Origin of the sequence: Pseudomonas sp. CFBP 8772 (assembly GCF_014841665.1) — a bacterium.
GTDB lineage: Bacteria > Pseudomonadota > Gammaproteobacteria > Pseudomonadales > Pseudomonadaceae > Aquipseudomonas > Aquipseudomonas graminis_B.
Genome location: NZ_JACYUI010000002.1, coordinates 456,742 through 482,616, shown reverse-complemented (window position 1 = coordinate 482,616; position 25,875 = coordinate 456,742). Strand labels below are relative to the sequence as shown.

Annotated in this window: 22 protein-coding genes and 2 tRNA genes; 20 read left to right on the top strand and 4 right to left on the bottom strand. The window is 57.7% G+C overall.

Features of this window, described 5'->3' with window-relative positions:
* Positions 1–196: 196 nt before the first annotated feature.
* A complete protein-coding gene (locus tag IFT99_RS05925; RefSeq protein ID WP_065987389.1) occupies positions 197–1,858 on the bottom strand; it encodes an OFA family MFS transporter in 1,662 nt (553 codons plus the stop codon).
* A gap of 330 nt (positions 1,859–2,188) precedes the next feature.
* On the opposite strand from IFT99_RS05925, the gene IFT99_RS05920 reads away from it, so the two are divergent.
* The 9 genes from IFT99_RS05920 to IFT99_RS05880 all read left to right on the top strand — a co-directional run bounded on the left by IFT99_RS05920 (position 2,189) and on the right by IFT99_RS05880 (position 9,913).
* On the top strand, positions 2,189–4,417 hold the full coding sequence (locus tag IFT99_RS05920) for an AsmA family protein (RefSeq protein WP_192130806.1): 2,229 nt from the start codon (positions 2,189–2,191) through the stop codon (positions 4,415–4,417).
* A 134-nt stretch (positions 4,418–4,551) separates the two neighbouring features.
* The gene (mutY, locus tag IFT99_RS05915) at positions 4,552–5,619 is read left to right on the top strand and encodes an A/G-specific adenine glycosylase (RefSeq protein ID WP_192130803.1); all 1,068 of its coding nucleotides are present in this window, start codon (positions 4,552–4,554) and stop codon (positions 5,617–5,619) included.
* A complete protein-coding gene (locus IFT99_RS05910) occupies positions 5,616–5,888 on the top strand; it encodes an oxidative damage protection protein (RefSeq protein ID WP_192130801.1) in 273 nt (90 codons plus the stop codon). The genes mutY and IFT99_RS05910 overlap by 4 nt, the downstream gene beginning before the upstream one ends.
* A gap of 102 nt (positions 5,889–5,990) precedes the next feature.
* Positions 5,991–6,066, top strand: a tRNA-Phe gene (locus tag IFT99_RS05905).
* Positions 6,067–6,845: 779 nt separating this feature from the next.
* Entirely contained in the window at positions 6,846–7,349 is a 504-nt protein-coding gene (locus IFT99_RS05900; protein WP_192130799.1) for a hypothetical protein, read from the top strand.
* 8 nt (positions 7,350–7,357) lie between these two features.
* A complete protein-coding gene (locus IFT99_RS05895) occupies positions 7,358–7,798 on the top strand; it encodes a type II toxin-antitoxin system YafO family toxin (RefSeq protein ID WP_192130797.1) in 441 nt (146 codons plus the stop codon).
* A gap of 263 nt (positions 7,799–8,061) precedes the next feature.
* Entirely contained in the window at positions 8,062–8,721 is a 660-nt protein-coding gene (locus IFT99_RS05890) for a hypothetical protein (protein ID WP_192130795.1), read from the top strand.
* A gap of 64 nt (positions 8,722–8,785) precedes the next feature.
* On the top strand, positions 8,786–9,280 hold the full coding sequence (locus IFT99_RS05885) for a hypothetical protein (protein ID WP_192130793.1): 495 nt from the start codon (positions 8,786–8,788) through the stop codon (positions 9,278–9,280).
* Positions 9,281–9,370: 90 nt separating this feature from the next.
* Positions 9,371–9,913: a cytochrome b gene (locus IFT99_RS05880; RefSeq protein WP_192130791.1), complete on the top strand. Its 543-nt coding sequence runs from the start codon at positions 9,371–9,373 to the stop codon at positions 9,911–9,913.
* Between the two features lie 106 nt (positions 9,914–10,019).
* Here the strand turns inward: IFT99_RS05880 and gabP are convergent, their stop codons facing one another.
* Entirely contained in the window at positions 10,020–11,411 is a 1,392-nt protein-coding gene (gene gabP / locus IFT99_RS05875) for a GABA permease (protein ID WP_065987397.1), read from the bottom strand.
* Positions 11,412–11,906: 495 nt separating this feature from the next.
* On the opposite strand from gabP, the gene IFT99_RS05870 reads away from it, so the two are divergent.
* The 10 genes from IFT99_RS05870 to IFT99_RS05825 all read left to right on the top strand — a co-directional run bounded on the left by IFT99_RS05870 (position 11,907) and on the right by IFT99_RS05825 (position 21,920).
* Positions 11,907–12,680 carry an ABC transporter ATP-binding protein gene (locus IFT99_RS05870; RefSeq protein ID WP_192131027.1) on the top strand — a complete coding sequence of 258 codons (774 nt, stop codon included), beginning with the start codon at positions 11,907–11,909 and terminating at the stop codon, positions 12,678–12,680.
* 13 nt (positions 12,681–12,693) lie between these two features.
* Complete coding sequence (locus IFT99_RS05865; RefSeq protein WP_065987399.1) at positions 12,694–13,458, top strand: ABC transporter substrate-binding protein; 765 nt, start codon at positions 12,694–12,696, stop codon at positions 13,456–13,458.
* Positions 13,459–13,525: 67 nt separating this feature from the next.
* Positions 13,526–14,221: an ABC transporter permease gene (locus tag IFT99_RS05860; protein ID WP_192130789.1), complete on the top strand. Its 696-nt coding sequence runs from the start codon at positions 13,526–13,528 to the stop codon at positions 14,219–14,221.
* Positions 14,218–14,907, top strand: a complete 690-nt coding sequence (locus IFT99_RS05855) for an ABC transporter permease (RefSeq protein WP_074889863.1) — start codon at positions 14,218–14,220, stop codon at positions 14,905–14,907. The genes IFT99_RS05860 and IFT99_RS05855 overlap by 4 nt, the downstream gene beginning before the upstream one ends.
* Before the next feature lie 157 nt (positions 14,908–15,064).
* The gene (locus IFT99_RS05850; RefSeq protein ID WP_192130787.1) at positions 15,065–16,270 is read left to right on the top strand and encodes a methyltransferase; all 1,206 of its coding nucleotides are present in this window, start codon (positions 15,065–15,067) and stop codon (positions 16,268–16,270) included.
* Positions 16,271–16,565: 295 nt separating this feature from the next.
* Positions 16,566–16,641 (top strand) — tRNA-Thr (locus tag IFT99_RS05845).
* A gap of 90 nt (positions 16,642–16,731) precedes the next feature.
* Positions 16,732–17,280, top strand: a complete 549-nt coding sequence (locus IFT99_RS05840) for a hypothetical protein (protein ID WP_192130785.1) — start codon at positions 16,732–16,734, stop codon at positions 17,278–17,280.
* 1,162 nt (positions 17,281–18,442) lie between these two features.
* Positions 18,443–19,777, top strand: coding sequence for an ATP-binding protein (locus IFT99_RS05835; protein WP_192130783.1), 1,335 nt, complete (start codon positions 18,443–18,445; stop codon positions 19,775–19,777).
* Positions 19,777–20,733 (top strand): O-methyltransferase, encoded by a 957-nt coding sequence (locus IFT99_RS05830; RefSeq protein ID WP_192130781.1) that lies wholly within the window; start codon positions 19,777–19,779, stop codon positions 20,731–20,733. Before IFT99_RS05835 ends, IFT99_RS05830 begins: the two co-directional genes overlap by 1 nt.
* 35 nt (positions 20,734–20,768) lie before the next feature.
* A complete protein-coding gene (locus IFT99_RS05825) occupies positions 20,769–21,920 on the top strand; it encodes a DNA cytosine methyltransferase (RefSeq protein WP_244656900.1) in 1,152 nt (383 codons plus the stop codon).
* 94 nt (positions 21,921–22,014) lie between these two features.
* On the opposite strand, the gene IFT99_RS05820 is transcribed toward IFT99_RS05825, so the two are convergent.
* Both IFT99_RS05820 and IFT99_RS05815 read right to left on the bottom strand, forming a co-directional pair.
* Complete coding sequence (locus IFT99_RS05820) at positions 22,015–23,064, bottom strand: phage portal protein (protein ID WP_192130779.1); 1,050 nt, start codon at positions 23,062–23,064, stop codon at positions 22,015–22,017.
* Positions 23,064–24,824, bottom strand: coding sequence for a terminase ATPase subunit family protein (locus IFT99_RS05815; protein ID WP_192130778.1), 1,761 nt, complete (start codon positions 24,822–24,824; stop codon positions 23,064–23,066). The genes IFT99_RS05820 and IFT99_RS05815 overlap by 1 nt, the downstream gene beginning before the upstream one ends.
* 155 nt (positions 24,825–24,979) lie before the next feature.
* On the opposite strand from IFT99_RS05815, the gene IFT99_RS05810 reads away from it, so the two are divergent.
* Complete coding sequence (locus tag IFT99_RS05810; protein WP_192130777.1) at positions 24,980–25,846, top strand: GPO family capsid scaffolding protein; 867 nt, start codon at positions 24,980–24,982, stop codon at positions 25,844–25,846.
* Positions 25,847–25,875 lie beyond the last annotated feature (29 nt).

Below are 25,875 nucleotides of genomic sequence, written 5' to 3'. Positions count from 1 at the left end.
ATGCGATAGACATGTGTGTACAAGCAAATACATTCAGGCAAAAAAATGTGGGAGCGAGCTTGCTCGCGAATAGGCCCTGACGTTCGACATCTCTGTCGACTGTTAGACCGTCTTCGCGAGCAAGGTGGATCGCCACCCCGGTCGCGCCCACAGGTTTCAGGTCAGCCTGATACATCTCAGGCTGCCTCGATCAGCTTTAGTGAAACAACACCGCAGTCTTCTGCAGAGTGATCCACACGCCCCACGCCAACGGAATGCCAACTGCCAGCCAGGCCAGAATCGCCAGTGGCTTGGTGCTTGGATCGGCTTTCCATTCCAGCGAAGTGCTGTGATCGGCACCGACATCGTGACCGAAAGCTTGCTCAGCCTTCAACTGCTCGTCAGTCATGAAGTACTTGTCGGCCACCGGACGCACCAGCAGGTTGCAGATGAAGCCCAATACCAGCAGACCCGCGAGGATGTACAGGGTGATGTCGTAAGCATCGGCGCGTGCAACGCCGTGGCTCAGCTGATACTCACGCAGGTAGTTCACCAGCACCGGACCGAGCACGCCAGCGGCAGCCCAGGCGGTCAGCAGACGACCATGGATCGCGCCGACCATTTGCGTACCGAACAGGTCGGCCAGGTACGCCGGAACGGTTGCGAAACCACCGCCGTACATCGACAGCACGACGCAGAACGCCGCCACGAACAGCGCAACGCTGCCCAGGTGACCCAGTGTCGGTACCGATGCGTAGAGCAAAAAGCCCAGGGCAAAGAACACGAAGTAGGTGGCTTTACGGCCGATGTAGTCCGAGAACGATGCCCAGAAGAAACGTCCGCCGATGTTGAACAGGCTCAGCAGACCGGTGAAGCCCGCTGCGATGGCCGCGATGGCCGCCAGTTGCGAGGCATCCAACTGCCCGAAAGGCTGATCGTTGCCCAGCAGTTTGCCGCCGAACACTTCCTGCAGCAGGGGCGAAGCCATGCCCAGGATGCCGATACCTGCCGAAACGTTCAGGCACAGCACCAGCCAGACCAGACGGAACTGCGGGGTCTTCCACGCAACGCTGACGTGCACGTGACGGTTGGTGATCATCGCGCTGTTGGCTTTCTTCGCAGGAGCGGTCCAGCCTTCAGGTTTCCAGCCGGTCGGCGGAACGCGATAGGACAGTGCACCGCCGATCATGAAGACGAAGTAAATCACCGCCATCACCGCGAAGCTCTGCCAGACACCGACGCTGTCAGGCGTGGCGAAGTGGCTCATCAGTGCGGTTGCCAGCGGAGCGCCAACCATCGCGCCACCGCCGAAACCCATGATCGCCATGCCGGTCGCCATGCCGCGCTTGTCCGGGAACCACTTGATCAGCGTCGAGACCGGCGAGATATAACCCAGGCCCAGACCGATACCGCCGATCACGCCCGAGCCGATCCACATCAGCCAGATCTGGTGCGTATAAACGCCCAGCGCCGAGATCAGCAGACCACCACACCAGCACAGTGCCGATACAACACCGGCCTTGCGCGGGCCTGCGTGTTCCAGCCAGCCGCCCCAGATCGCTGCGGAGCAACCCAGGAAAATGAAGAACAGGGTATAGATCCAGCCGAGCATGGAAATCGGCCAATCACAGCTGGACGAAATGACTTGCTCGAAGAAACCCATGTCAGCCGGGCAGGCGACAGCGGTCTTGATGCCGATTGCCTTGGACAGCGGCAGCCAGAACACCGAGAAGCCATAGGCCATGCCGATACACAAGTGGATTGCCAATGCAGCTGGCGGAACCAGCCAACGGTTGAAACCGCGCTTGGCGATAATGCGCTCTTTGGACAAGAACGCAGGCTGAGCGGCAGTACCGCCCAGAGCAGTGCTCGTAGTCATCTTATTGTTGCCCCCAATTTATAGTTGTATCCCGCAAGAACAGCGACATAGCCCCACCACCACTCTTAAAGCACGCAGGCCTCGGTGGTTTATCGGCAGGACATCTCTTTACGTGACAATTCGACGCAGCACGGCTGGCGAATGGCGCGAGATTACCATTTGCGGCCTAAAAGAAAGCATTCTGCTACTACCTTTTTAGTGCCGTCTGTCACTGTGCAGGTCGCCGCCAACTCGATCGGCAACGTCTATGGCGATCCAAAACCCGGTGCTTGCGTGAGAACGCTATACTCGCGGGCTAAATTTTGAACGACTCGACACAAGGACTCGCCCATGAAAGCGTTCGGCAAAATCCTGGGGCTCACCCTTCTCGGGCTGTTGCTGATCATCGTGGCTCTTGGCTTTGCCCTGACCCACTTTTTTGATCCCAACGACTACAAAGACGAGATTCGAAAACTGGTTCGCGATCGCGCCCATGTCGAGCTGACGCTCAATGGCGACATCGGCTGGAGCCTGTTTCCATGGCTTGGCCTGGAGCTGCACGACGCCAGCGTTGCCACCTTGAGCGAGCCGACCAAACCCTTCGCCGACTTGCAGATGCTCGGGCTGTCCGTGCGCGTGCTGCCGCTGCTGCGCAAAGAAGTTCAGATGAGCGACGTGCGCGTCGAGGGCCTGAATCTGACGCTGACCCGCGATGAAAACGGCCACGGCAACTGGGAAGACATCGGCAAAGTGCCCGCCACCGCGGCCAATCCAGCCCAGCCCCCCGCCACGCCGGATGCGCCAACTGATACCGCGTCGGCCAAGCCCGACAAGCCGTGGCAGCCGCTCAAGCTGGACATCGACAGCCTGACCGTGAACAACGCGCGGATCGATTTCAACGATATTCCCAAGGCCCGGCAGTTCACCGCCGAGAGCATTCAGCTGAGCACCGGCCCGATCCACAACGCGACCGATATCCCGCTGAAACTGACCGCATTCCTCAGCACCAATCACCCCGTCGTGCGCACCAAAACCGAACTGACGGGCAAGCTGCGCTTTGATCGCGCCCTCAAGCGTTATCAGCTCGACGACATGCGTTTCTCGGGTGATGTGACGGGCGATCCACTTCAGGGCAAGACGCTGACGTTCTCGGCCCAGGGCCAGTTGCTGGCAGACATGTCCGCCAACGTCGCGGAATGGACCAACCTGAAGCTGTCCGCCAACCAGCTGCGCGCCATCGGCGAGCTGCATGTGCGTGACCTGGACAAGACCCCGCAGCTCACGGGGGGCATTTCGATTGCGCAGTTCAACCTGCGCGACTTCCTCGACAACATCGGCCAGCCTGCGCCGACCCTTGGTGACGGCAGCCTGAACAAACTGGAACTGGTCACCCGCATCGCGGCGACGCCGAACAGCGTGGCGCTGGACGACCTCACGGTGAAACTCGACGACAGCACCATCAGCGGCCACATCGCCGTGGAGGACTTCGCCAAGCAATCCCTGCGCCTGCAACTCAAGGCCGACACGTTCGACGCCGACCGCTATCGCAAGCCAGAAGGCGAGCAGGCGAAGAGCGCGGGCGCCGCTCGCAGAGCCGAAGTTCAGGGCGCCGAGGCCGAAGCCATGGTGGCCTCAGGCACCTCGCCTCTGCCGAATCAGCCGACCCAAGGCGCCTGGAGCGACGCGAAGCTGCTGCCGCTTGAGCGCCTGCGCAAACTGGATGTCGACGCCGATCTGAGCTTCGGCAAACTGACCCTGGAGAAACTGCCGATCCAGAATGCGGCGCTGAAAACCTCGGCGCTCGATGGCGTGATAACTGTCAACAGCCTGCGCGGCGATCTGTACAACGGTAATTTCGAGGTCAAGGGCAATCTCGACGCGCGTCCCGAGGTGCCGTTGGCCAGCGTGCAGACCCGTATCGCCAAAGTGCCGGTGGAACACTTCATTCAGAGCCAGGGCACCACGCCGCCTCTGCGCGGCCTGCTCAACCTCAACAGCGATGTGACCGCCAAAGGCAACAGCGAGAAGGCGCTGGTCGAGAGCCTCAACGGTACTGCCAGTTTTGCGCTGAACGACGGCGTGCTGGTCAACGCTAACCTCGAGCAGCAGCTCTGCCGCGGCATCTCGACGCTCAACCGCAAGAGCTTGAGCGGCGAGCCGCGTGGCAAGGACACGCCCTTCCAGCAGTTGAATGGCAATCTGGTGTTCCGCAACGGCGTGGCCAGCAACCCGGACCTGAAAGTCCGTACCCCGGGCCTGACCGTCAACGGCGATGGCGACATCGACCTGCGCGTCATGGGCATGAACTATCGCGTCGGGGTGATCATCGAAGGCGACAAGAGCGACATGCCGGACCCTGCCTGCGAAGTGAACCCGCGCTTTGTCGGCATCGAATGGCCGGTGCTCTGCCGTGGCCCGCTGGAAATGGGCGCGAAGGCCTGTCGTCTGGATAACGACGGCCTGGGCAAGGTCGCTGCAAAGCTGGCAGGCGACCGGATTGGCGACAAGATCGATGAAAAGCTGGGGGACAAGGTCAGTCCCGAGCTTAAGGACGCGATCAAGGGATTGTTCAAGCGTTAAGCCTGACTAACAGGCGCCGCGCAGTTAAGTGGTGGGAGTGAGCACACTCCCACATTCATTTTGACTGGCCGCCGACAGCGCGGCGTCTGGCTGCGGATATAGCAACCCAACTTCTTTGATCACCGGAACCCTTGATGCAACCCGAGCAGTTCTCCTCCGCCGTTCTCGACTGGTACGACCGCCACGGCCGTCACGACCTCCCCTGGCAACACGACATCACCCCGTACCGCGTGTGGGTGTCGGAAATCATGCTGCAGCAAACCCAGGTCAGCACCGTGCTTGGCTATTTCGACACGTTCATGGAAGCGCTGCCTACCGTGCAGGCTCTGGCCGACGCGCCGGAAGATGAGGTCCTGCATCTGTGGACCGGGCTGGGTTACTACACCCGCGCGCGCAACCTGCAGAAGGCCGCGAAAATCGTGGTGGCCGAGCACGGCGGAGAATTCCCCCGCGACGTGGAAAAGCTCGTCGAGCTGCCGGGTATCGGCCTCTCAACGGCCGGCGCGATTGCCAGCATCAGCATGGGCCTGCGCGCGCCGATCCTTGATGGCAACGTCAAGCGCGTACTCGCCCGCTTCACCGCCCAGGAAGGCTATCCCGGCGAGCCCAAAGTGGCGAAGCAGATGTGGACCACGGCCGAGCGCTACACGCCGCACAGCCGGGTCAATCACTACACCCAGGCGATGATGGATCTGGGTGCCACGCTCTGCACCCGGACCAAACCCAGCTGCCTGCTCTGCCCCCTCGAGCGTGGCTGCGAAGCCCACATGCTGGGCCAGGAAACCCGTTATCCAATTCCTAAGCCGCGCAAGGTCGTGCCGCAAAAGCGCACCTTGATGCCGATCTTTGCCAACGGCGAAGGCGCGATTCTGCTGTATCGCCGCCCTTCGACCGGGCTGTGGGGCGGGCTATGGAGCTTGCCGGAACTGGACGACTTCAACGACATGCAGCATCTGGCCAACCAGCACGCCCTTGAGCTGGGCGAGCATCAAGCCTTGCCGGGCCTGATCCACACGTTCAGCCACTTTCAGCTAAGCATCGAACCCTGGCTGGTCCGGGTCCGCGCGTCCGCCCATCACGTGGCCGAGGACGACTGGCTCTGGTATAACCTCGCCACCCCGCCGCGCCTGGGCCTTGCCGCCCCGGTGAAGAAACTGCTGAAAAACGCAGCCGACGTATTGAATGCAGGAGAGTCCTCATGACCCGCACCGTGATGTGCCGCAAATACAAAGAAGAATTGCCTGGCCTGGACCGTCCGCCGTATCCGGGCGCCAAAGGTGAAGACATCTACAACCATGTCTCGCAGAAAGCCTGGGGCGACTGGCAGAAACACCAGACCCTGCTGATCAACGAGCGTCGTCTGAACATGATGAACGCCGAAGATCGCAAATTCCTGCAGACCGAGATGGACAAATACCTGTCCGGCGAGGAATACGCCAAGGCCGACGGCTATGTTCCCCCTGCCGAATAACCCTTCGCAGACAGTGTTCGTCGTAAGCGGAGGAAATAATTCAGATTTTTTTCGACACCCCGCTTGACGACCTCCTGAAAAACACGTTTAATGCGCCCCGTTGCCCAGATAGCTCAGTCGGTAGAGCAGGGGATTGAAAATCCCCGTGTCGGCGGTTCGATTCCGTCTCTGGGCACCACCTTTCGTTTTCAGGTGATGCCAAGCACACCTGAAAACACACAAGAAGCCCGCCTCGTGCGGGCTTTTTGTTGTCTGTGGTTACCCACCATCCTTAATAAAATAAGCCCAAACAGATGTGCGCAGATTCGTAAGTAGACCAAGTTCGGTCTATAAATTTACTCACACACGCCGGGAATGCACCAGCGCAGCATGCAGGGGGCCAGCTCCCACTTTCCGATGCCACCATCCGCACTGCCAAAACAATTGACAAGCTCTACCGGCTGACCGATGCCAGCAGCCTCTGCCTCGAAGTCGCCCCCTCCTCCGGCTCAAAGCCGGCTTCGGAAGTAGCGGGGGTCAACCGCAAGTGTCCCGGGACTTAGTGCAAACGTTGGTGTCGTTGCGGGAATGCTTAAAGAAGCCTTGCCGATTCAACAGAAAGCAGCTGATCTGCTTGCATCGCCCCGTCCCTGAAACCTCCTCAAGCCCTATGTTGCGGCGCGCACAGCCGCGGCGCAACACGCACATGGCCTAGCCCATACGAGCAGAACAGGCAGTGCATGCCCTGCAACTGGGGCACCCAGGTAGCTGGCCCTATTTGTAAGCATTCTCCTACGACACCTATCGGGAAAAAGGATCAGAAGGAGTCTATTTTTTGCGCTACAGTCTCCCGGTCGATTTAGGTTTCCGGATAAGCGGCCGCTGCTGGGATGGTTAAAGATTGACTTATGGCTGCCGATAAACATAATCGCGAGCCTCAGATTCACCGCCGCAATTCACGCAACATAGGAGGTCCCAATGTCGATGAAAACAGCAGCTCAAGGAATGATCGTTGCTGCGTTTGCGTTGATCGGGGATTACTCGACTGTTGCCACTCCGCAGTATCAGATGCCTCCGTTCGAGGTTTCTGCCAAACAAAATCGCCTCAACCAGCTGCGTAAAGAGCTTGCTGAGCTGAACTCTGGCTGGATGGATCTAGACCGGATTTATAGCGAAGCCTTGCAGGTCACGCTGAAGCGCGGGATATTCGAAGACGAGAAATTCCTACGAAATAGCCAGCTTCTTAGCGCGATTCGTGTGCTTGAATCTGGCCTTAGGGATGCGGTCGTGCCCGTGGAGCTGTCTGCTGACCACCTATCTCTGCGTCGCACGGTTGCCAAAACCCGCAATCGTTTGGCCACGCTCGACACCTACTACCGCCAGTTCTTCATGATTCCTGAAGAATTTGAAAGCGCGGCCGATTCCAAGGCGCTTAGGGCGCTGGCCGACCACACCACTCGCAGAATTCAGGAACTCGCCTAAGGCACGAAATGGAGGTCGAGGTAGAGTTTCATAAAGGGACCTTTGCTGAGTTCTTTGAGCCTGTAGAGCTGAAGCACGCACGGTTGTCGGAAATCCTAAAAACAGAATTCACTGAATACGTACGGTCGGGGCGCATGCGCACACCCAGCATATTTGGTCGTGACGCCCCCTATACGCAGCCTCCTCAAGCTCTTCAGGCTTGCCTGATGCACATCCATATCAAGATCCCACCCGCCAGATTCCCCCAAGGCGTTGCGCAGCATGATAGGTGCTGTCCTCGAAACCGACCCGGCGAGGATGCAGCACTTGTGTACGTTCCAGGCGAGCTTGAGGAGCACAGATTTCTGTTGCTTGCCTTTCTATGGCCTGATGCCCATGGTAGGGCTCGCGATCGGAATACCATGAAATACTTGGCACGCTTGGCGCGTGACTGGCGGGACAAAAACTAATAAGAAGCCTCACATCGCCCTGAAAGTCGTTTTAAAGGCGGACCATTCGAATCCAAGGCGTGAGCTGAATACCGAAGACGGCTGCTGCAGAGCACTCGGGACAATCCATCCGCGCTTTGTATACGCGACCTATGGATGGCGGTTCGACCCCGTCTCTGGGCACCATAAATACCGAAAAACCCCTGCATCGAAAGATTCAGGGGTTTTTTATTGGGCGCAATTTATTAACATCGCAGGCTTGAGCTAACCAAGGAAGCTTCGTGATGGCATCCGTCAGCAAGCAACAAAAACGAGCCAAGCGCGCCAAGACCAAAGCCAAAGAGCAGCGTGTCGCTCGCCAGCATCCGCAGACTCCCAACCCGATCGTCCCGGATTACTTCATGCCTGATTTCGTCTCGGACGACGACGCAGCGCTGCTGGACGACGATACCCTGCTGAAGAATTTCGTAGAGCCGGACATCCTTGAAACCATGGACGAAGAAGAGCGGGAGGCGATGGCGGCGGTGATAAGAGGCGAGTCCGACGAGATGTCGATCACTGAGGACGAAATGCTGATAGCGGAGGTGTATCACTCCCCTGCGCCGGAGCCTTCTCAGGAGCAACGCCTCGCGCATTACGAAGTGCTCAAGCTTGCCGAGCAGCAAGGGTTCCTCGATCTGCTCGATGCCTTTGCCAGAGGTCCCATAGCCGCCCACGCTTTCTACGACATCGACTTCGACGACTACCTCGACGTGCTGGTGAACACGCTTGGCGCTTACTTGATGTGGGCCCACGGACTGGATGAGGCTACCGTCAGGGCGCGCATTCACGACGATGACTTCTACGAGGCCTTCCGCGCGATTCTCGACGAGATCGAGATGGAATCCACGATGGAGATGCTGGGGATCGACCGCAACAAGCACGACGAACCGGCGCAAGACTGAATACAATACGCGCCCGATGATCCTGGGCCATGCGAATGGCTGCACCGCACAAGGAACCGCCGTAATGGCCTCCCCCGACAAACAGCAAAAACGCGCCCAGCGTGCAAAGGCCAAAGCCAAGCAGAACCGTTCCGGCAAGGCCCGGCCGAGCGTTATTCACCCTGTGCTCAACCATGCCTTCGTCAACGAGCCTTTCGATGACGTCGAGATCGACCTGAGCACGTTTGATTTCAAAGACATCGAAGAAAACGGTTTCGACCCTGCGGATTTCGACGACCTGTTCGAAGCAATGAAGCAGGCCGAATCAGTCAGCTTGCTGGCGCTGTGCGTGGTCTTCCTGCAATACCCGGTGCTGGAGCTGGTGATTGCCGAAGAAGACGAAGAGCCGGCGACCGACTTCATGATGGGCCTGCTGATCACCTACCGCGGGCTGTTCCACGATGAAGATGAAGACTCGGCCGTTGAATGGATCGGCAGCGACGCCTTCCAGACTGCCTACAACGAAGCGTCCGTGATTCTGCAGAAAAAGAACGCGAAAGGTGCAGGCGGGCGTTCTTAAAACGTTTTTTGATTTACATGACCCCGGTCAAAACGGTAGCTTTGCGCCATTACGAGAATGCAACTCCTTCTCAACTAAAGGCTGGCCGTTTTGACACCTCTAAACACCGCTTTGCCGGCACCGACGTCAGGCGAAACGAGCATTTACTCCCGAACCCGAATTTTCCTGCATTGGCTGTCCGCGGCCGTCATCCTGTGGGCGACATTCAGCGGCTTCGGCGTGGCATTGCTCGACCAGAGCGACCCGTTTCGGCAATGGGTCGAGTCGTTTAATCCCCAACTGACCAGCCTGTTTATTCCGTTCTTTGCCTGGCGTTTGTGGCTGGCGGTGAAAGCCCCTGCGCGGCCCTCCGCTAAAAACGTCCAGGCGCGACTGGCCAGCGCTGCGCACAAAGCGATCTACGGGGCAGTAGCCGGCGTGTTGATTACCGGGGTGCTGATGATGAGCCACCCGGTCATGCTGCTGGCGCTGGTGCCGCTGCCACAGCTCATCCATTCAAAAATCGCGCTGCTGGAGCTGCATCAGTTGCATCACGTCCTGTGCGCGGCATTGGCAGGGTTGGTGGCGCTGCATCTGGCCGCAGTGGTGCTGCATCAAGTGCGGGGGAAATCGGTGCTGCGCAGGATGCGCTGAGACACTGACCCCCACCGCGACCCGATCATCGGGACGAAAAAAAACCGCCATCATCCCTGATAGCGGCTTCTCGACAGCGGTCGGTCACAACCGACTCACTGCTCCATCAATTCAGCACAACCTTGCCTGCCTTCCCCGCTTTGCGACGGCTCGACACGATCAGGCCAGCAGCCACGACCATCAGGCTCAGCAGCCCGGTGGCAATGATCTCCATGCGGTGGCCTTCCTGGAACAGCATGATGGTCAGCACGGCGACGATGAACACGATCACTGCCCAGGTCAGGCCGGGGAACAGCCACATGCGGAAGTCGACGGCCTGGCCTTCTGCTTCACGCTTGCGGCGCATACGCAGCTGAGACACGGCGATGACCAGATACACCAGCAGTGCGATGGCGCCCGAGCTTGCGAGCAGGAAGTCGAACACCGCCGCAGGTGCGACGTAGTTGGCGAACACGGCAGCAAACGCAGCGCCGGTCGACAGGAGCACCGCCCAGTAAGGCGTGCCGGCTTTGGTGGTGCGCTGGGAAACAGCAGGGGCGTCGCCACGTTTGCCGAGGGAAAAGAGCATGCGTGAAGCCGTGTACAGCGCCGAGTTCAGGCAACTGGTCACGGCGACCAGCACGACGATGTCGACGATCAGCTTGGCGTTTGGAATGCCCATCAGATCGAGCACGGTCTGGTACGAACCCACTTCAGCCAGACGGCTGTCGTTCCAAGGCACCAGCGAAACGACGAGGAAGATCGAAAGCAGATAGAACAGGCAGATCCGCCAGATCACCGAGTTGGTGGCCTTGGTGATTTGCTGGCCGGGATTCTTCGATTCTGCCGCCGCGATGGTGACAATCTCCGTCCCCATAAACGAGAACATGGTGGTCAGCATCGCCGCCAGCACCGCCCCCATGCCGTTAGGCAGGAAACCCTGCGTGTCATACAAATGACTGACGCCGCTGACCTGGCTGTTCGGCAGAAGTCCCATCACCGCCGCAATGCCGAGCACCACAAAGCCGATGATCGCGAGCACTTTGATCAGCGCGAACCAGAACTCGAACTCTCCGTAGTTCTTCACGCTGAAGAGGTTGGTCGCGGTAAGCAGCAGGGTGATCACTAACGTGAACGCCCAGATCGCCACGTTCGGGAACCACGCGTGCAGGATGGTCGCGGCGGCGTTGGCTTCCAGCGGGATGACCAGCACCCAGAACCACCAGTACAACCAGCCGATGGTGAAGCCGGCCCAGTGCCCGATCGCGCGGTCGGCGTAGGTCGAAAAAGAACCGGTGTCCGGCGAAGCGACGGCCATTTCCGCCAGCATGCGCATCACCAGCACCACCAGCGTACCCGCGGCGCCGTAGGCCAGAAGCACAGCCGGCCCGGCTTCGGCAATCGCGTGGCCGGAGCCGACGAAGAGGCCAGCGCCGATGACGCCCGCGATGGACAGCATGGTGATGTGCCGCGGTTTGAGCCCTTGTTCAAGGTTTGAAGCGTTGGGTGTACTGCTCATGGAACCAACCTTAGAAGGATTTCTGTACGGATCAGGACGCGTGGCGGCTCTTCGTAAAGAGAACACAACAGCTCTGTTATTTATTTTTTACGCAAGAATTACGCCAGGATGTTTCAGATACGACGTCGCAGCGGGATACGCGCGCTCCAGACCATTTACGCAAGTCCATGAATGCAATAGCAATTCGCCAGTCGCGTAGGAAACGTTACCTGGAGCAACAGGAGGGTGACGATTAGCCGCACCGAAAATACACACTCAAGATGAAATAGCACCAAATAAGCGCACATTAACGGCCGTCAATCCCCGCAATGGCCGGAACACCCTTCCCCACGGCGGTTAAAGCTGGCACCATCGCGCCCTTTTTGCGCAACGGCGTTCTGCGCCGGCGCTCATCAAGCTCATCCTCAAAAGGCCTCGCGCAGCATGGCTGCTGCCGCCGCCAGGTTGCGTCCACTCGACAACCCGATGAGCCCACCGAATACACGAGGACTGAACATGGCCGAGGCCACGCCCGCCCTGGAAATCCGCAATCTGCACAAGCGCTACGGCGAACTCGACGTGCTCAAGGGCATCTCGCTGAGTGCGCGCGATGGCGACGTGATCTCGATTCTGGGTTCCTCCGGCTCAGGCAAGTCGACGCTGCTGCGCTGCATTAATCTGCTGGAGAACCCGCATCAGGGGCAGATTCTCGTGGCAGGCGAAGAGCTCAAGCTCAAAGCCACCCGCAAAGGTGAACTGATCGCTGCCGACAACCGTCAGATCAACCGCCTGCGCAGCGAGATCGGCTTTGTCTTTCAGAATTTCAATCTCTGGCCGCACATGACCGTCCTCGATAACATCACCGAGGCGCCGCGCCGCGTGCTGGGGCAGAGCAAGGCCGAGGCCACCGAAGTTGCCGAAGCATTGCTGGCCAAAGTGGGAATCGCCGACAAGCGTCATGCGTATCCGGCACAGTTGTCGGGCGGTCAGCAGCAACGTGCCGCGATTGCGCGCACGCTGGCGATGCAGCCCAAGGTCATTCTGTTCGATGAGCCCACGTCTGCCCTCGATCCCGAGATGGTGCAGGAAGTGCTTAGTGTTATTCGTGGCCTGGCCGACGAAGGCCGGACCATGCTGATGGTGACCCACGAAATGAATTTCGCCCGGCAGGTGTCCAGCGAAGTGATCTTCCTGCACCAAGGGCTGATAGAAGAACAAGGTTCGCCAGACCAGGTCTTCGATGACCCGCAGTCGGCGCGCTGCAAACAATTCATGTCCAGCAATCGCTAACGGAGCAACATCGATGCAGACCCTGAGAAACATTCTGTTGGCCGCTGCCGCCACCCTGGCCATGGCCTCCAGCGCCTTTGCTGCCGACACCCTGAAAATGGGCATCGAGGGCGCCTATCCGCCGTTCAACAACAAAGACGCCAGCGGTCAGGTGGTGGGCTTTGACGTGGAGATCGGCAACGCCCTGTGCGCCAAGATGAAAGTGACCTGTGAGACCGTCACCTCCGATTGGGACGGCATCATTCCAGCCCTGAATGCGCAGAAGTTCGACTTCCTGATCTCGTCGATGTCGATCACCGAAGAACGCAAGCAGGCCGTGGATTTCACCATTCCGTACTACTCCAACAAACTGCAATTTGTCGCGCCTAAGACTACGAACCTCAGCGGCGACCTGGCCGCCATCAAGGAAACGTTGAAGGGCAAGACCATCGGCGCCCAACGCGCGACCCTGTCCGGGACGTGGCTGGAAGACAACTGGGGCGACGACGTGACCGTCAAGCTGTACGACTCCCAGGAAAACGCCTTCCTCGACCTGGCGTCGGGCCGCCTCGACGCACTGCTCGGCGACAAATACGCGAGCTACGAGTGGCTGAAAGGCAAGGAAGGCCAGAGCTTCGAGTTCAAAGGTGATGCGCTTCCGGTTGACGACAAGATCGGCATCGCGGTGCGCAAAGACGACCCGCTGCGCGACAAGCTGAGCGAAGCCTTGAAAGAAATCATCGCCGACGGCACCTACAAGAAGATCAACGACAAGTACTTCCCGTTCAGCATCCTCTGACCTGCCTGACCATCGCCGCCGTTTACCCGCGCAGACGGCGGCGTCTGTCCTCTAGACAAACAACGCCATGAACTTCGATCTCTATGGATTCGGCCCGCCCCTGGCCGCCGGCATGCTGATGACCCTCCAACTTGCGCTGTCGGCCCTGTGCCTGGGGCTGGTCCTCGGCCTGCTCGGGGCGCTGGCGAAAACTTCGCCGAATCGAGCCCTGCAGTGGCTCGGCGGCACGTATTCCACGCTGGTCCGCGGCATCCCTGAATTGCTGTGGGTGTTGCTGATCTACTTCGGCACGGTCAGCTCGATGCGGGCGATCGGCAAGCTGTTCGATATTCCGAACCTGTCGCTCAGTGCGTTCGCAGCTGGCGTCATTGCGCTAGGCCTGTGCTTCGGCGCGTACGCCACCGAGGTGTTTCGCGGCGCCATGCTGTCGATCCCGAAAGGTCATCGCGAGGCGGGGCTGGCGCTGGGCATGTCCCGCTCACGCATCTTCTTCAAGCTGGTGATGCCGCAGATGTGGCGCATTGCGCTGCCGGGGCTCGGCAACCTATTCATGATCCTGATGAAGGACACGGCGCTGGTCTCGGTCATCGGGCTTGAAGAGGTCATGCGTCACGCGCAGATCGCCGTCACGTCCACCAAGCAGCCTTTCACCTTCTATATGGTCGCGGCGCTGATGTATCTGTGCATGACCGCGCTGTCGATGATAGGCCTGGCGTGGCTGGAGAAACGCGCGTCGGTGGGCTTTGCGAGGAGCGCGTCATGAGCTGGGAATTCGTCCTCAAATGGCTGCCGAAACTGCTGCACGGCGCCACCGTCACGCTGGAACTGGTCGCCGTCGCGGTGATTGCCGGCCTCATCCTCGCCATTCCGCTGGGCATCGCCCGCGCTTCGCGTAACGCCTATGTCCGGGCGCTGCCCTACGCTTACATCTTCTTCTTTCGTGGCACACCGCTGCTGGTCCAGCTGTTTCTGGTCTATTACGGCCTGGCGCAATTCGACGCCGTCACCAAGGGTCCGCTGTGGCCTTACCTGCGCGATCCGTTCTTCTGCGCGGCGCTGACCATGACGCTGCACACCACCGCCTACATCGCGGAGATACTGCGCGGCGCCATTCAGGCCGTGCCGCCCGGTGAAATCGAAGCGGCCCGCGCACTGGGCATGTCCAGAGGCAAAGCGCTGCTGTACATCATCCTGCCCCGCGCCGCACGCATCGGCCTCCCCGCCTACAGCAACGAAGTCATTCTGATGCTCAAGGCCAGCGCACTGGCGAGCACCGTGACCCTGCTCGACATCACCGGCATGGCCCGCACCATCAACGCGCGAACCTACATGCCGGAGCAGACCTTCCTCATCGCCGGGTTGATCTATCTGGTGATGTCGTTCGTGCTGGTGCAAGGCTTCAAGCTACTTGAGCGCTATCTGCGAGTGGATGCCAGCCAAGGGCGCTGAGGATCGCCGCGCGCTCCCGCAGAGAACACGGTCCAGGTGGGAGCGAGCTTGCTCGCGAAAGCGGTATTTCAGCCGCCGAAGATTGCCGAGCCTGATAAACGCGCTCAGGCACTGATTCACCGTATGCTGCACATCACCGCTCAACTGCCATAACCCAATGCCACTCACACCCGCGCAACTCCAATCCCGATTCGCCGCGCTTGATGCCTTCCTCCTGGAGCATCAGGCCCTGTGGCGCCCACGACCTTTCACCCATCGCCACCTGCCGTGGGAGTCCCAGCACCCTGAGCTGTCACGCTGGCTGCGACAACGTTCGCTCGAAGAGGCAGAAGCGGCGCACAACCACCCCGAACAACTCAGTGCGCCGCAGCCCTTTGCTCAGCTAGCTTTACAGTCGAGGGCGTTAAGCGAGATCGACCCGCTGCCTCCCGTCAGCCTGGAGCCCGTGTCATCGCGCATGAGCGTCGACGTGCCCGGGCGCAAGTGGCAACAGATCGAAGCCTTCGCCAGCCGTTTAAGCTTTCAGCGACAGCCAACCCACTGGCTGGACTGGTGCTCGGGCAAAGGCCATCTGGGTCGGCGCCTCGCCCATGGCGGCCAAGCGCTCACCTGCCTGGAATACGATGCGCACCTGGTTGAATCGGGAAGGCAACTCAGCGACAAACTGGGCATCACCGCAAACCATCTGCATCAAGACGTCATGGCCGACGATGCAGCCGGGCGCCTCGAAGCCCATCACACGTCCGTCGCCCTCCACGCCTGCGGCGACCTTCATGTGCGCCTCATGCACCTCGCCAGCGACGCGCGCTGCCAACAACTGGCCATCGCACCCTGCTGCTACAACCGCATCGCCGGCGAGCACTACGTGCCCATCTCCGAGCAGGGCAAAGCGTCCGCGCTTACGCTCTCCATCGACGACCTCGGCCTGCCCCTCAGCGAAACCGTCACTGCTGGCGCCCGCGTGCGCCGCCAGCGCGACATCTCCATGGCCCGACGCCTCGCCTTCGACCTGCTGCAGCGAGAGCTGCGCGGCATCGACGACTATCTGCCAACGCCATCGCTCCCCAGCGCCTGGCTAGACAAACCCTTCGCCGACTACTGCCGCGACCTCGCCGAGCTCAAGCAACTGCCCTCCCCCGGCATTCAGGACTGGACCGCCCTTGAAGCCGCGGGCTGGGCGCGTCTGGCCGAAGTGCGCAACCTCGAATTGCTGCGCAACCTCTTCCGCCGGCCGCTGGAAATGTGGCTCATCCTCGACCGCGCGCTTTATCTGACTGAGTGCGGGTACGACGTACGTATCGGCACCTTCTGCGACAGCCAAGTCACTCCGCGGAATCTGCTCATTCTCGCAGAACGGCCGTGAGCTTTTTTTGACGCGCGCGCCTGTGGATAAGTCTGTTGATGGAATCCCAGCGAACGCCCGGAAATCCTGCTTTGGGAGGGATGTAACCATTTGTTCATTTTTTAGGCAGCATAAAATTGGCGCTAAAACAGTAGCTTGCGAACGATTGAGAATGGTTCCTGAATCTGACCGATCGTCGCCTTCGGTTTGTGCGGATTGTGAATAACGGTAATCACCTTCCGGCATAAGGGCCGCGAAAAAACTGAAATTAGGGCTTTACTCGCCAGATCAAATCCCTATAATCAGCGCCCACAACGCCGGTATAGCTCAGTTGGTAGAGCAACTGACTTGTAATCAGTAGGTCCCGGGTTCGACTCCTGGTGCCGGCACCATACAAATCAAGGGCTTGCAGCGATGCAGGCCCTTGTTGTTTGCGCAATACGTAACAAGCGACGTAACAACGGTGCGGAACGACTTGGGGTATGGCTATGGAGTGGCTAAAAACTTTTTCCACCGATTATGCGAATGCGGTAACTGCCGCTATTGCCCTGATCGCGCTTGTACTTGCGAGCGTCACTCTTTTTTACCTTCGACGTGAGTATCGGGCGAAGTACCGCCCTTATGTCGTACCCGTCGTGGCCGTTGAGCAGCTTGATCGCGGCGAGGGTGAGATTATCTATAGCGTGTCCGTCCGCCCGTTGAACGTGGGCCCGCACCCATGCTTTGTGATGATGACCGCTACACAGCTTCAGATCGGTGATGAGACCTATGACACACCTAGCCAGAAAGGCTGGGCGTTAATTGGGCAAAGCGGTGCTGCGTACACATTCCCGGTAGGCCATGTAAACCAAATCGGCATCCAAGGCGTTCGCGAGGGTCGATATCGCTGTAACAGGATCGAGGTCCGGTTCCAACTGCACCTTAAGTCTGTCGATGACACTCACAAGCAGAGTCAGCAGTTCATCTTTGAAATAATCGCTCAGGACCCACCGGTGGCAGTGATCCGATCTGAGTGGGTCAGCGATGTGTAAGCCGGCGCTACGGAGCAGTTGGATGAAGCTTCATGAGAGCGAGCAGTTACGCGGACAAGGCTCTGACAACCCCTCCCCCTAAGCGATTTCCCAATTTATGTTCACCCCCGGGAAACTGGTTAGTTAAGGCAGGTTTTGTCTGCCGCCTCTGGAAGCCACGGATTTAAAGGGCTATAGAGTTTCGACAAGGGTTAGCTTTATAGACAGGATAGGTTAGAAACTAACCTTTTCTAGCTGTTAGAAACCAGTAATAAAATATCCTTATAAATCAACGACCTAACCACTACCCCTCATTTCTCCTAACCCTATTCTAACCTCGCAAAATAAGCGTTTACCCCCCGTGGTCATTGGGTTTGGTCTCCCGCGCAGTGCCTCAAATAAAAACTAACCCTTTTCCCGTGGCTGAACCTAGAAACAGCCCTCAGAGATCGCGCCTACAGGGCGTTCGAAAATAGGGGGGCGTGCAGGGATCTGCAGGGTTTTCTCAGCTTCAACTCGCGCAGGAGAGGCCCGGCGCGGGCTGTGGGGAGAGGTCTGCAGGTGCGCAGAAAACTAGACCTATTTAGCCCGCAGGCGTGGCGGGGGGACGACGGCGCGCGCCAAGTGGGAACTGGGGAGCGCAGGTCGGTGCAGTGGTTCGGTGTAGGCAAAGGCGGATACCGGCAGCGGCCGACGGCAAGCAGCTCACTCCCAGGACGTGATGGAACGCCACATGCTTATGCGGCTTAACGCTGCGGGCTACCGTATTCGCCGGCTAGGCGAGCGTCTACATCAGCCCATAGCCCTACGATCCAACCTCTCCTCGCAGACCAAGCGGCAGCCCTGTGTGGATTGATGCTCCGCACCGGGAAAATGGGGCTCTCTGCGCAGTCCAACGGGACCCGCTAAATTCGCCGTGATCGCGGATCGAACCGATGCGAAGGCTGGCTCGCCTCCCATCCCACTCAGCTGTAATTGCATGATCCTCAGCCGCCCAAGGCGCGATGCCTGCTCAAGGCACTTCGAGTGCTGCCCTGCCCTGCTCATTCCAAGTCAGTCAACTGCGAGGCTTTCTGAAAAAAGTAGATCCCAAGCGCTCGGCTCTGGCAGTATGCAAGCTTTATGAACACGATCAAACACGTTCTTCCTCATATCCATAATCAACGTTCAAAGGGAGCCTCATATGGCACAGTGGACGGCGAAAGCAGACCCTACTAAAGACTTTTTTATAGATATGATCACTCGAGATATCGGACTAGACGAGTGCATATTCGATCTTTTGGACAATAGTATCGACGGGGCGTCCAGGCATGCTCAGCGGCATGATCGCTCTAACTTATCTGGATATTTCGTCGACGTTCAATTGTCAGACTCTGAATTTGCAATAAAAGATAATTGTGGCGGTATGTCTTTGGTTGACGCTACAGAGTATGCATTTCATTTTGGCCGACGCTCTACTGCGCCGAAAGATGCGGAGAATTCCATCGGCCTTTATGGCATAGGAATGAAGAGGGCAATATTCAAAATCGGTAGACAAATTCAGATAAAAAGCGCAACTACCGATACTCCTGACGAAGCATTTGTGATGACGATTGACGTAGCGGCGTGGGCCGCCAAAAAAGAGTGGGAATTTCCACTCGAACACTTTGAGCCAGAAGGCTTTGTAGGTACTGAAATTATAGTAAGCGAGTTAAGGCCAGCCACATCTTCCGAATTTTCAGACCAGATTTTTATTAACAACATGCGGAAAGATGTAGGAAAATATTATTCTTTTTTCTTGCAGAGCGGCTTCGAGATAAAGATCAATGGAGTCTCTGTCAAGCAGCATGTTTATGGTGTCCGTGACGGCGAGGATATATCCCCTTACGTTCACGAATATGTGGACGCTGAAACCGGTGTACAGGTGCGCATCATTTCAGGGGTGGCAGGCACACCGCCCGAAGATTCGGGGGACCCGTCCACCCTTACGAAAGACACCGAAAGCTGGGGCTGGTATGTGGTATGCAATGATCGGGTCGTATTGGCCGGAGATAAGACTGAAAAAACAATCTGGGGCGACGGCTTTCCGACTTGGCACCCGCAATACAACGGTTTCATGGGGCTAATTTTCTTTTCATCTGAAAACCCTGGGGAGTTGCCTTGGACTACAACCAAGCGACAAATTGACGAAACCTTGCCTGTATTTAGAAGAGCAACATCCTTCATGCGGGATGCAACACGAAAGTACCTTGATTACACCAATACTCGAAAGGCAAATTTAGAACAGGCCAAGTCCGCGGAGTCGAGTGCTGCGATAAAACCTATCGCGCAAATCGAGGCTCGCTCAGCCGCACCTGCGTTAATGAAACTCCCTACTTTTGACACCGCGCCAAAGATCAGAATGGGTACTATATCCTACCAGCAGCCTTTAACGTTACTGAACAAAGTTGCGCAGTCTTTTGGCAATAGCCAAATGAGCTACAAGCAAATCGGTCAAAAAACTTTTGAATATTACTTAGAAAATGAGGTCGGCGAGTAATGGCCTCATTTGAAGCAATCAATTACTCTCTGCGGCCTAACAAATGCGTAGAAAGGAAGATTATATTTGAAACACTGGTTGGCCTTTCTAGTACCTTTGATTTCTCCCAATACCAGTACCTAGGCATGGGGTCAATGTGGTTCGTGGACTTCGTTATGGCTCACAAACAACTAGGTATCGAAAAACTGGTCTCTTTCGAGCTCGCAGAGTATTCGCCAAGGGCTACTTTCAATCGTCCTTACAAGAATATCAAGGTCTTCGCGGGCCCCGCAGCCGAAGGCATCGAAGAAACTGACTGGTCTAAACCCTCTATTGTATGGCTTGACTATGACTGCGGCCCGGAGAATTCAGCTGTATTTGACGACAGTGCGACGGTGGCTTCAAAAATCTCCTCTGGCTCGATACTCATGGTTACCGTAAATGCGCATCTGGGCAGAATTCCTGGCCAAGACTCGGAAGGAAACACACTTAACAGGCATGAAGGTTTAAAGCTCATATTGAAAGATGCAGCACCAAGCTCTGAAGAATTCAAACATATAAATCAGAAAAACTACCATAACGTGTTAGCTACATGCCTTACACGGCATATCGAACGTGCTCATAGGCGTTCAGGGCGCGGTGGGAAGTTCGTATCCTTCCTGAATTATTACTACAAGGATAATGCTCCAATGATTACCATTGGAGGAATGTTTGTTGATGAAGAGTCAGACACGAAGCTTCGTGAAAACAGATGCTTTTTGAACTCCGAATACATTGGCCCAGCTCTTTATCCTATACAAGTGCCCCCTTTGACACACCGCGAGCGAATATCGCTAGATGCCCTTCTACCTTCAATTGAGCAACTTACCGAAGATGACGTCCTGAATAGGTTAGGCTTCAGGCTCGACCAAAGCCAGCTTGATGACTATTCTAAATTCTATAAACTTTACCCTTCATACGGCGAGGTAACTTTATGACCGTTTCGTTTTTGCATAAAAATCGTATATAATGCATGTTTGACATAAATCGGGTGATGGGTTTGAGCAGGCCAACCTTCGTTGACTTATTCAGTGGGTGCGGAGGTTTTGGCCTTGGAGCTGAACTAGCGGGCTTCAAGAATATAGCGTCAATCGACATCGACCCCAATTTGCAGCATTCATACAAGTTGAACTTCCCCAATGCCCAAGTCCATTTGGCAGACATCTCCACCTTGGACTCCAATTTTTGGGAATTTGCCATTGGTAATATTCGGCCTGACTTAGTGATTGGAGGTCCTCCATGCCAAGGTTTCAGCCGCATTGGATTGAGGAAACCGGAAGATCCTAGAAATAGTCTAATTACCCATTTTTTCAACCAAATTCTTTTACTAAAACCAAAGTTGTTTGTAATGGAAAATGTTGAAGGAATCTTAGATCGGCAGAACAGGCCTATATTAGATGATGCGCTAAGTTTGGTAAGCGGAGGATATAATATCCTCGGGCCTTTCAAATTGAACGCTCTGGATTGTGGGGCAGCCACATCACGAAAACGAGTTATCGTGATCGGGTATCGGGACGAGATCTCTCTAACACCAGTTCATCACCGCCTCATTGCCCCCTCCGTCCCGGCGGTGACGGTCATGGAAGCCATAGGAGATCTACCTTCACCTAGCAATTCCATCATATGTAGGGAAGCGCACTACGACTGGTGGGCATATGAAGCTGAAAGGCATTCGAGTAAATACGCCCGAAGTCTAAAGAAAGCTGCGGTAAACGTTGGAGCGGAACTTTCGGCTCGAATGCTCAGCGCAGGGCTCGTCACGGGGTTGATGCGAACTAAGCACACCGAAGCAGTCGTGTCTCGATTCGCCGATACCGCTCCCGGCTCGATTGAGCAGACTAGCCGCTACCCCAAGCTGTCTTGGGAGGGGCACTGCCCAACTCTAAGAGCTGGTACTGGGAGCGATAAAGGAAGCTTTCAGGCAATGAGACCTATCCATCCAGAGGAGCCTCGCGTCATCACGGTCAGAGAAGCCGCCCGTTTACAAGGCTTTCCAGACTGGTTTCTATTTCACCCCACGATTTGGCACTCATTTAGGATGATAGGTAATAGCGTGTCGCCAATGATGTCTAGGTATGTCCTCGGGCTGCTGTGGGAGTGCTTTGATTTGGAGGTAGCCGCTTAGAGTTAACGTACGCTAACGTGACGCGCTTTCATCCAACCACGTATCAGCATCAAAGGCAGCGATACACTGGGTATTCCAAGTTCATAGACCTGTTTCAAGGGTACAACGCGAATGGCTGGAATCGCACCACCTCTTCGCCCAGCCAATCGTTGATCTGCTGCAGGCGGGCCTGAACAGGTTCGAGCTCGTTCATGGCCCAGATCTGGGCGGCTTCCTTGATTGAGCCGAAGCCACCAGCGTTCTGCGGGACGATGCCCATGAGTTGCGGCGGGATACGCAGCGCGGCCAGCATGTCGTCGCGGCTGATGTTTTTGATCGAGGCGAACTCGTCCTTTGCCGCGACTTCGCTGACGGGAATCAGCTGAATGCCGTCCTTCTTGCCGCCAGGCGCGTACATGAACAGATTGCGGAAGTTGCCCGGCCCTTTTGCGGCCTTCAGCGCGCTGCGCAGCGCCGCAACGTCTGTTTCGTTCTGGGCCGTGTCGGTCATGTACATGATGAAACCGGCGTGACTGCCGTTGTTGTAATACTTGCGCCGGAACAGCGTGGCGGACTCGTTCAGCAACGCGCTTTGCAGCGCCGGGAGCCACTCCGGAAGACCATAGATTTCCTGATTGATATCGGCTTCACGCTGATGAAAAACGGTCCCCTTCTTGAACTCGTGTTCATCGCTCCACCCACGAACCTGGTAATAGGTGTCCAGTTCAACGCCGCGCCGCATGTACTTGCCCAAGGCAGGCTGCAAGCCGAGCGTGCTTCGCATCATGCTGTCGCGCTTTTCGAGATAGCCGTTGCCGCACCAAAGGAAGTCCAGGGCGAACTGTTCGAACGTTTGCCGCGTGAGCAGCTTGTGAGGGATGAAAGTACGAGCCAGCATGTTCCGTTTGAAGTTCAGCCCCGACTGCAGGAACACGCTGGCCCTGGACGACTTCGCAAGACCATCAAGGGACATCGGCGGCTCGTACCATCGCCCGTTGAGCCAGCACTCCAGGTAATCCAGTATTCCCCGCTCATCAAGCACGGGCGTGGGGTCGCCGAAAGTGAACGCCTCCATCTTGCCGCCGGCCGCAGGCAGCAGATCCCCCTCGATCGGGGGCTGGGTAACGGCGCTGGTTTGCGTGTTTCTGCTGCGGCGGTTGCTCATCAGTAAATCTCCATGAAGCCAGTATTCGTTGAGGTCTGGCCCTCAAGCGGTTCGTTCTGCAGTGCGTGGAAGAGCGCCCAGGCGAGATCCGCGTGTCCGGTCTCGTCGGTGCGGCCTGCGGTATAGGTGAATTGCCGGCCGCTGGCCGTGATGGTCTTGCGGATCGCCATCAACGACTGCGCCATGTCGGTCCAGCCGGCGTCGAATTCGAGGCGACCCTTGTGAATCACGTCGTATGCCTTGAGCACCAGGCGCGTTTTCACCTCGGGCGAGTAGCTGAACGTGGTGACGTTCGGAAAGAATTGGCGCACCAGTTGGGCCACGCCCGAGCCCATGCCGGTAATGTCGACGCCGATGTAGGTGACCCAGTACCGCAGGGTGACCTGCCGGATCGCTTCGGCCTGCGCCGCGAAATCCATTCCCCGGAACTGATGGCGCTCGAGCACGCGGAATTTACCGCCGGGCACAAGCGGCGGGGCAACAACGATCAGGCCGGAGCTGTCGCCTGTTTCCGCCGGGTCATAGCCCACCCAAACCTGCCGATCGGCAAACGGCCGCGACGCGAATGGCTTGTAGTCCTCGGACCACTCGACCCAACTGTCGACCATGCACGGCTGCAGGACGTTGAGCGGGAAGATGCTGGCCCCATCGTCGACGAACTGACACATGAGCAGATTCGCGAACGCATCTGCGTTGTATTCGAGCCGCAGCTCTTCCAGGTCGAAGAGATCGCAGCCGCGCTGTTCGGCGTCCAGGATGGTGACGATCTGACGCCAGATCCGGTCCTCGCAAAGCCTGCCCTGCTGCAGCGCGTCGTGGGAAACGTCCAGATTGAGCCGCTGCGCCGCCGGCTTGCCTTTGTTGAACCGCTCACCGGTCCAGAACGTGTACGCCTCATGCGCCATGCTCGATGGCGTTGAAAAGTAGGTGCGTCGGTACTGTTTCTGCATCGCCATGCCGCTGGCGACCTTGTTCAGTTCGCTGAACTTGAACGTCCAGAAGAATTCGTCAAAGTAGAAATTACCGTGATAACCCTGAGCGGTTCGGGCGTTCGTGCCGAGGAAATGCAGCTCGGCGCCGTTCGCAAGAATGATCGGATCGCCAGTCAGTTCAACGCCACACACTTCACGCGCAAACCCTTGAATGTAAGCCTTGAAGATGTGCGCCTGGTTTTTCGAAGCCGACAGGAATATCTGGTTGCGGCCAGTGACCAGGGCGTCAATGAACGCCTCACGGGCAAAGTAGTAAGTCGCGCCGATCTGCCGGCTTTTGAGGATTGCCCTGGTGCGCTGATTGCTCGCCCGGTACCAGTCCAATTGATAGCCAAAACAGCCGTCCTTGAACGCCTCGGTCAGCTGCTCGATCTGCTCCTCGCTGAACTCGTTGCGCGCCGCCTTCTTCTTCGGTCCCTCGTTACGCTTCGCCAGATTCGGATTGAGATCAGTGTCGGTACCGCCCGCCTTGTACCGCTGGATGCGAGCCTGCCGTTCCAGCTGACGATGGAGCAGGTCAATTTCCTTGAAGTCCCCGCCGGTCTTTCCGTCTTTCAGGATCAACTGCACCAGGCGCGCTTCGAGAGCCCCGCCGATCCGCTCGATGTTGTCAGCCCGGTCCCACTCGTCGCGCGTCTTCCAGGCGTGAACGGTCTTTTCTTTCTCACCCAACATTTCGGCGATCGCGCAGATCCGCAGGCCGGTCCAGTAAAGGAATTTGGCCTGACGGCGGTTATCGCGGATGGGAGTGGCTTCGGTTGTCGTCATGGCGGCGATGCTGACGCCACGCGCGTGTGAAGGCGTAGTGACGGGCCGTGTAGCGCCCCGGATTACAACTGGCGCCGATTGCTCATAAAAGCGCCAATGTCGACGATGCACCTCAACGCAACTGCACCCGCAGCAACGCTTTGAGGACCCGCTCGATGAGTAAGAAATTTCGATCCAAATGGTTTCGCGTCGCCGTAGAAGGCGCGACCACCGACGGCCGCCAGATTGAGCGCCAGTGGCTGGTCGACGCTGCCGAGACCTATAGCCCGAACACCTACGCAGCACGCGTCTGGATGGAGCACTACCGCAGTGTTCTGCCTGACAGCCCGTTCCGTGCTTACGGCGACGTGCTGGCCGCGAAGACTGAAGAAGTCGACGTCAATGGCGTGAAGAAGCTGGCCCTGTTCGTCCAGATCGAACCGACGGCGGACCTGATCGCCATGAACAAGGCGCGTCAGAAGCTGTACACCAGCATCGAGATCGCGCCGAAGTTTGCAGATACTGGTCGCGCTTACCTGGACGGGTTGGCCGTCACCGACTCGCCGGCGAGCCTGGGCACTGAAATGCTGACGTTCAGCGCGCAGAACCCGGACGCATCCCCGCTCAAGGCACGCAAGAACAAGCCGGACAACCTGTTTTCCGAGCTGCTGGAAGCGAAGCTCGAATTCGACGAGATCGAAGAGACCCCCGGCAGATTCGAAGAGCTGTTCTCACGCATCGCCGAACTGCTCGGCGCGACCAAAGAAAAAGACAAGCCGGTCGAGATCGAGAAGCCCGAAACCGACGACGGAAAGTTTTCGAAGCTGAACGACGCCGTGGGTGCGCTTGCCGGCCACGCTGCCGAGCAAGCCAGGCTGTTTACCTCGATCGAGGAATCCCACAGTTCTCTGCAGGGCAATTTCGACAAGCTCAGCACCGACTTCAACGACCTGATCAAGCGCCTGGGCGAGACCCAGGACCACAGCCAGACGAGCCGTCCACCCGTAGTCGGCGGCGACGGCGCTGTGCTGACTGCCTACTGATCGAACCGCTCACCCAAAGGTTTACCTGG

Excerpts from the sequence above, each read along its gene's own strand:
- mutY (WP_192130803.1), top strand. The coding sequence starts at position 4,552 with ATGCAACCCGAGCAGTTCTCCTCCGCCGTTCTCGACTGGTACGACCGC.
- IFT99_RS05835 (WP_192130783.1), top strand. The coding sequence starts at position 18,443 with ATGGCACAGTGGACGGCGAAAGCAGACCCTACTAAAGACTTTTTTATA.
- IFT99_RS05840 (WP_192130785.1), top strand. The coding sequence starts at position 16,732 with ATGGCTATGGAGTGGCTAAAAACTTTTTCCACCGATTATGCGAATGCG.
- IFT99_RS05900 (WP_192130799.1), top strand. The coding sequence starts at position 6,846 with ATGTCGATGAAAACAGCAGCTCAAGGAATGATCGTTGCTGCGTTTGCG.
- IFT99_RS05865 (WP_065987399.1), top strand. The coding sequence starts at position 12,694 with ATGCAGACCCTGAGAAACATTCTGTTGGCCGCTGCCGCCACCCTGGCC.
- IFT99_RS05830 (WP_192130781.1), top strand. The coding sequence starts at position 19,777 with ATGGCCTCATTTGAAGCAATCAATTACTCTCTGCGGCCTAACAAATGC.
- gabP (WP_065987397.1), bottom strand. The coding sequence starts at position 11,411 with ATGAGCAGTACACCCAACGCTTCAAACCTTGAACAAGGGCTCAAACCG.
- IFT99_RS05920 (WP_192130806.1), top strand. The coding sequence starts at position 2,189 with ATGAAAGCGTTCGGCAAAATCCTGGGGCTCACCCTTCTCGGGCTGTTG.
- IFT99_RS05895 (WP_192130797.1), top strand. The coding sequence starts at position 7,358 with ATGGAGGTCGAGGTAGAGTTTCATAAAGGGACCTTTGCTGAGTTCTTT.
- IFT99_RS05925 (WP_065987389.1), bottom strand. The coding sequence starts at position 1,858 with ATGACTACGAGCACTGCTCTGGGCGGTACTGCCGCTCAGCCTGCGTTC.
- IFT99_RS05855 (WP_074889863.1), top strand. The coding sequence starts at position 14,218 with ATGAGCTGGGAATTCGTCCTCAAATGGCTGCCGAAACTGCTGCACGGC.
- IFT99_RS05825 (WP_244656900.1), top strand. The coding sequence starts at position 20,769 with ATGTTTGACATAAATCGGGTGATGGGTTTGAGCAGGCCAACCTTCGTT.
- IFT99_RS05885 (WP_192130793.1), top strand. The coding sequence starts at position 8,786 with ATGGCCTCCCCCGACAAACAGCAAAAACGCGCCCAGCGTGCAAAGGCC.
- IFT99_RS05850 (WP_192130787.1), top strand. The coding sequence starts at position 15,065 with ATGCCACTCACACCCGCGCAACTCCAATCCCGATTCGCCGCGCTTGAT.
- IFT99_RS05870 (WP_192131027.1), top strand. The coding sequence starts at position 11,907 with ATGGCCGAGGCCACGCCCGCCCTGGAAATCCGCAATCTGCACAAGCGC.
- IFT99_RS05890 (WP_192130795.1), top strand. The coding sequence starts at position 8,062 with ATGGCATCCGTCAGCAAGCAACAAAAACGAGCCAAGCGCGCCAAGACC.
- IFT99_RS05820 (WP_192130779.1), bottom strand. The coding sequence starts at position 23,064 with ATGAGCAACCGCCGCAGCAGAAACACGCAAACCAGCGCCGTTACCCAG.
- IFT99_RS05810 (WP_192130777.1), top strand. The coding sequence starts at position 24,980 with ATGAGTAAGAAATTTCGATCCAAATGGTTTCGCGTCGCCGTAGAAGGC.
- IFT99_RS05815 (WP_192130778.1), bottom strand. The coding sequence starts at position 24,824 with ATGACGACAACCGAAGCCACTCCCATCCGCGATAACCGCCGTCAGGCC.
- IFT99_RS05910 (WP_192130801.1), top strand. The coding sequence starts at position 5,616 with ATGACCCGCACCGTGATGTGCCGCAAATACAAAGAAGAATTGCCTGGC.
- IFT99_RS05860 (WP_192130789.1), top strand. The coding sequence starts at position 13,526 with ATGAACTTCGATCTCTATGGATTCGGCCCGCCCCTGGCCGCCGGCATG.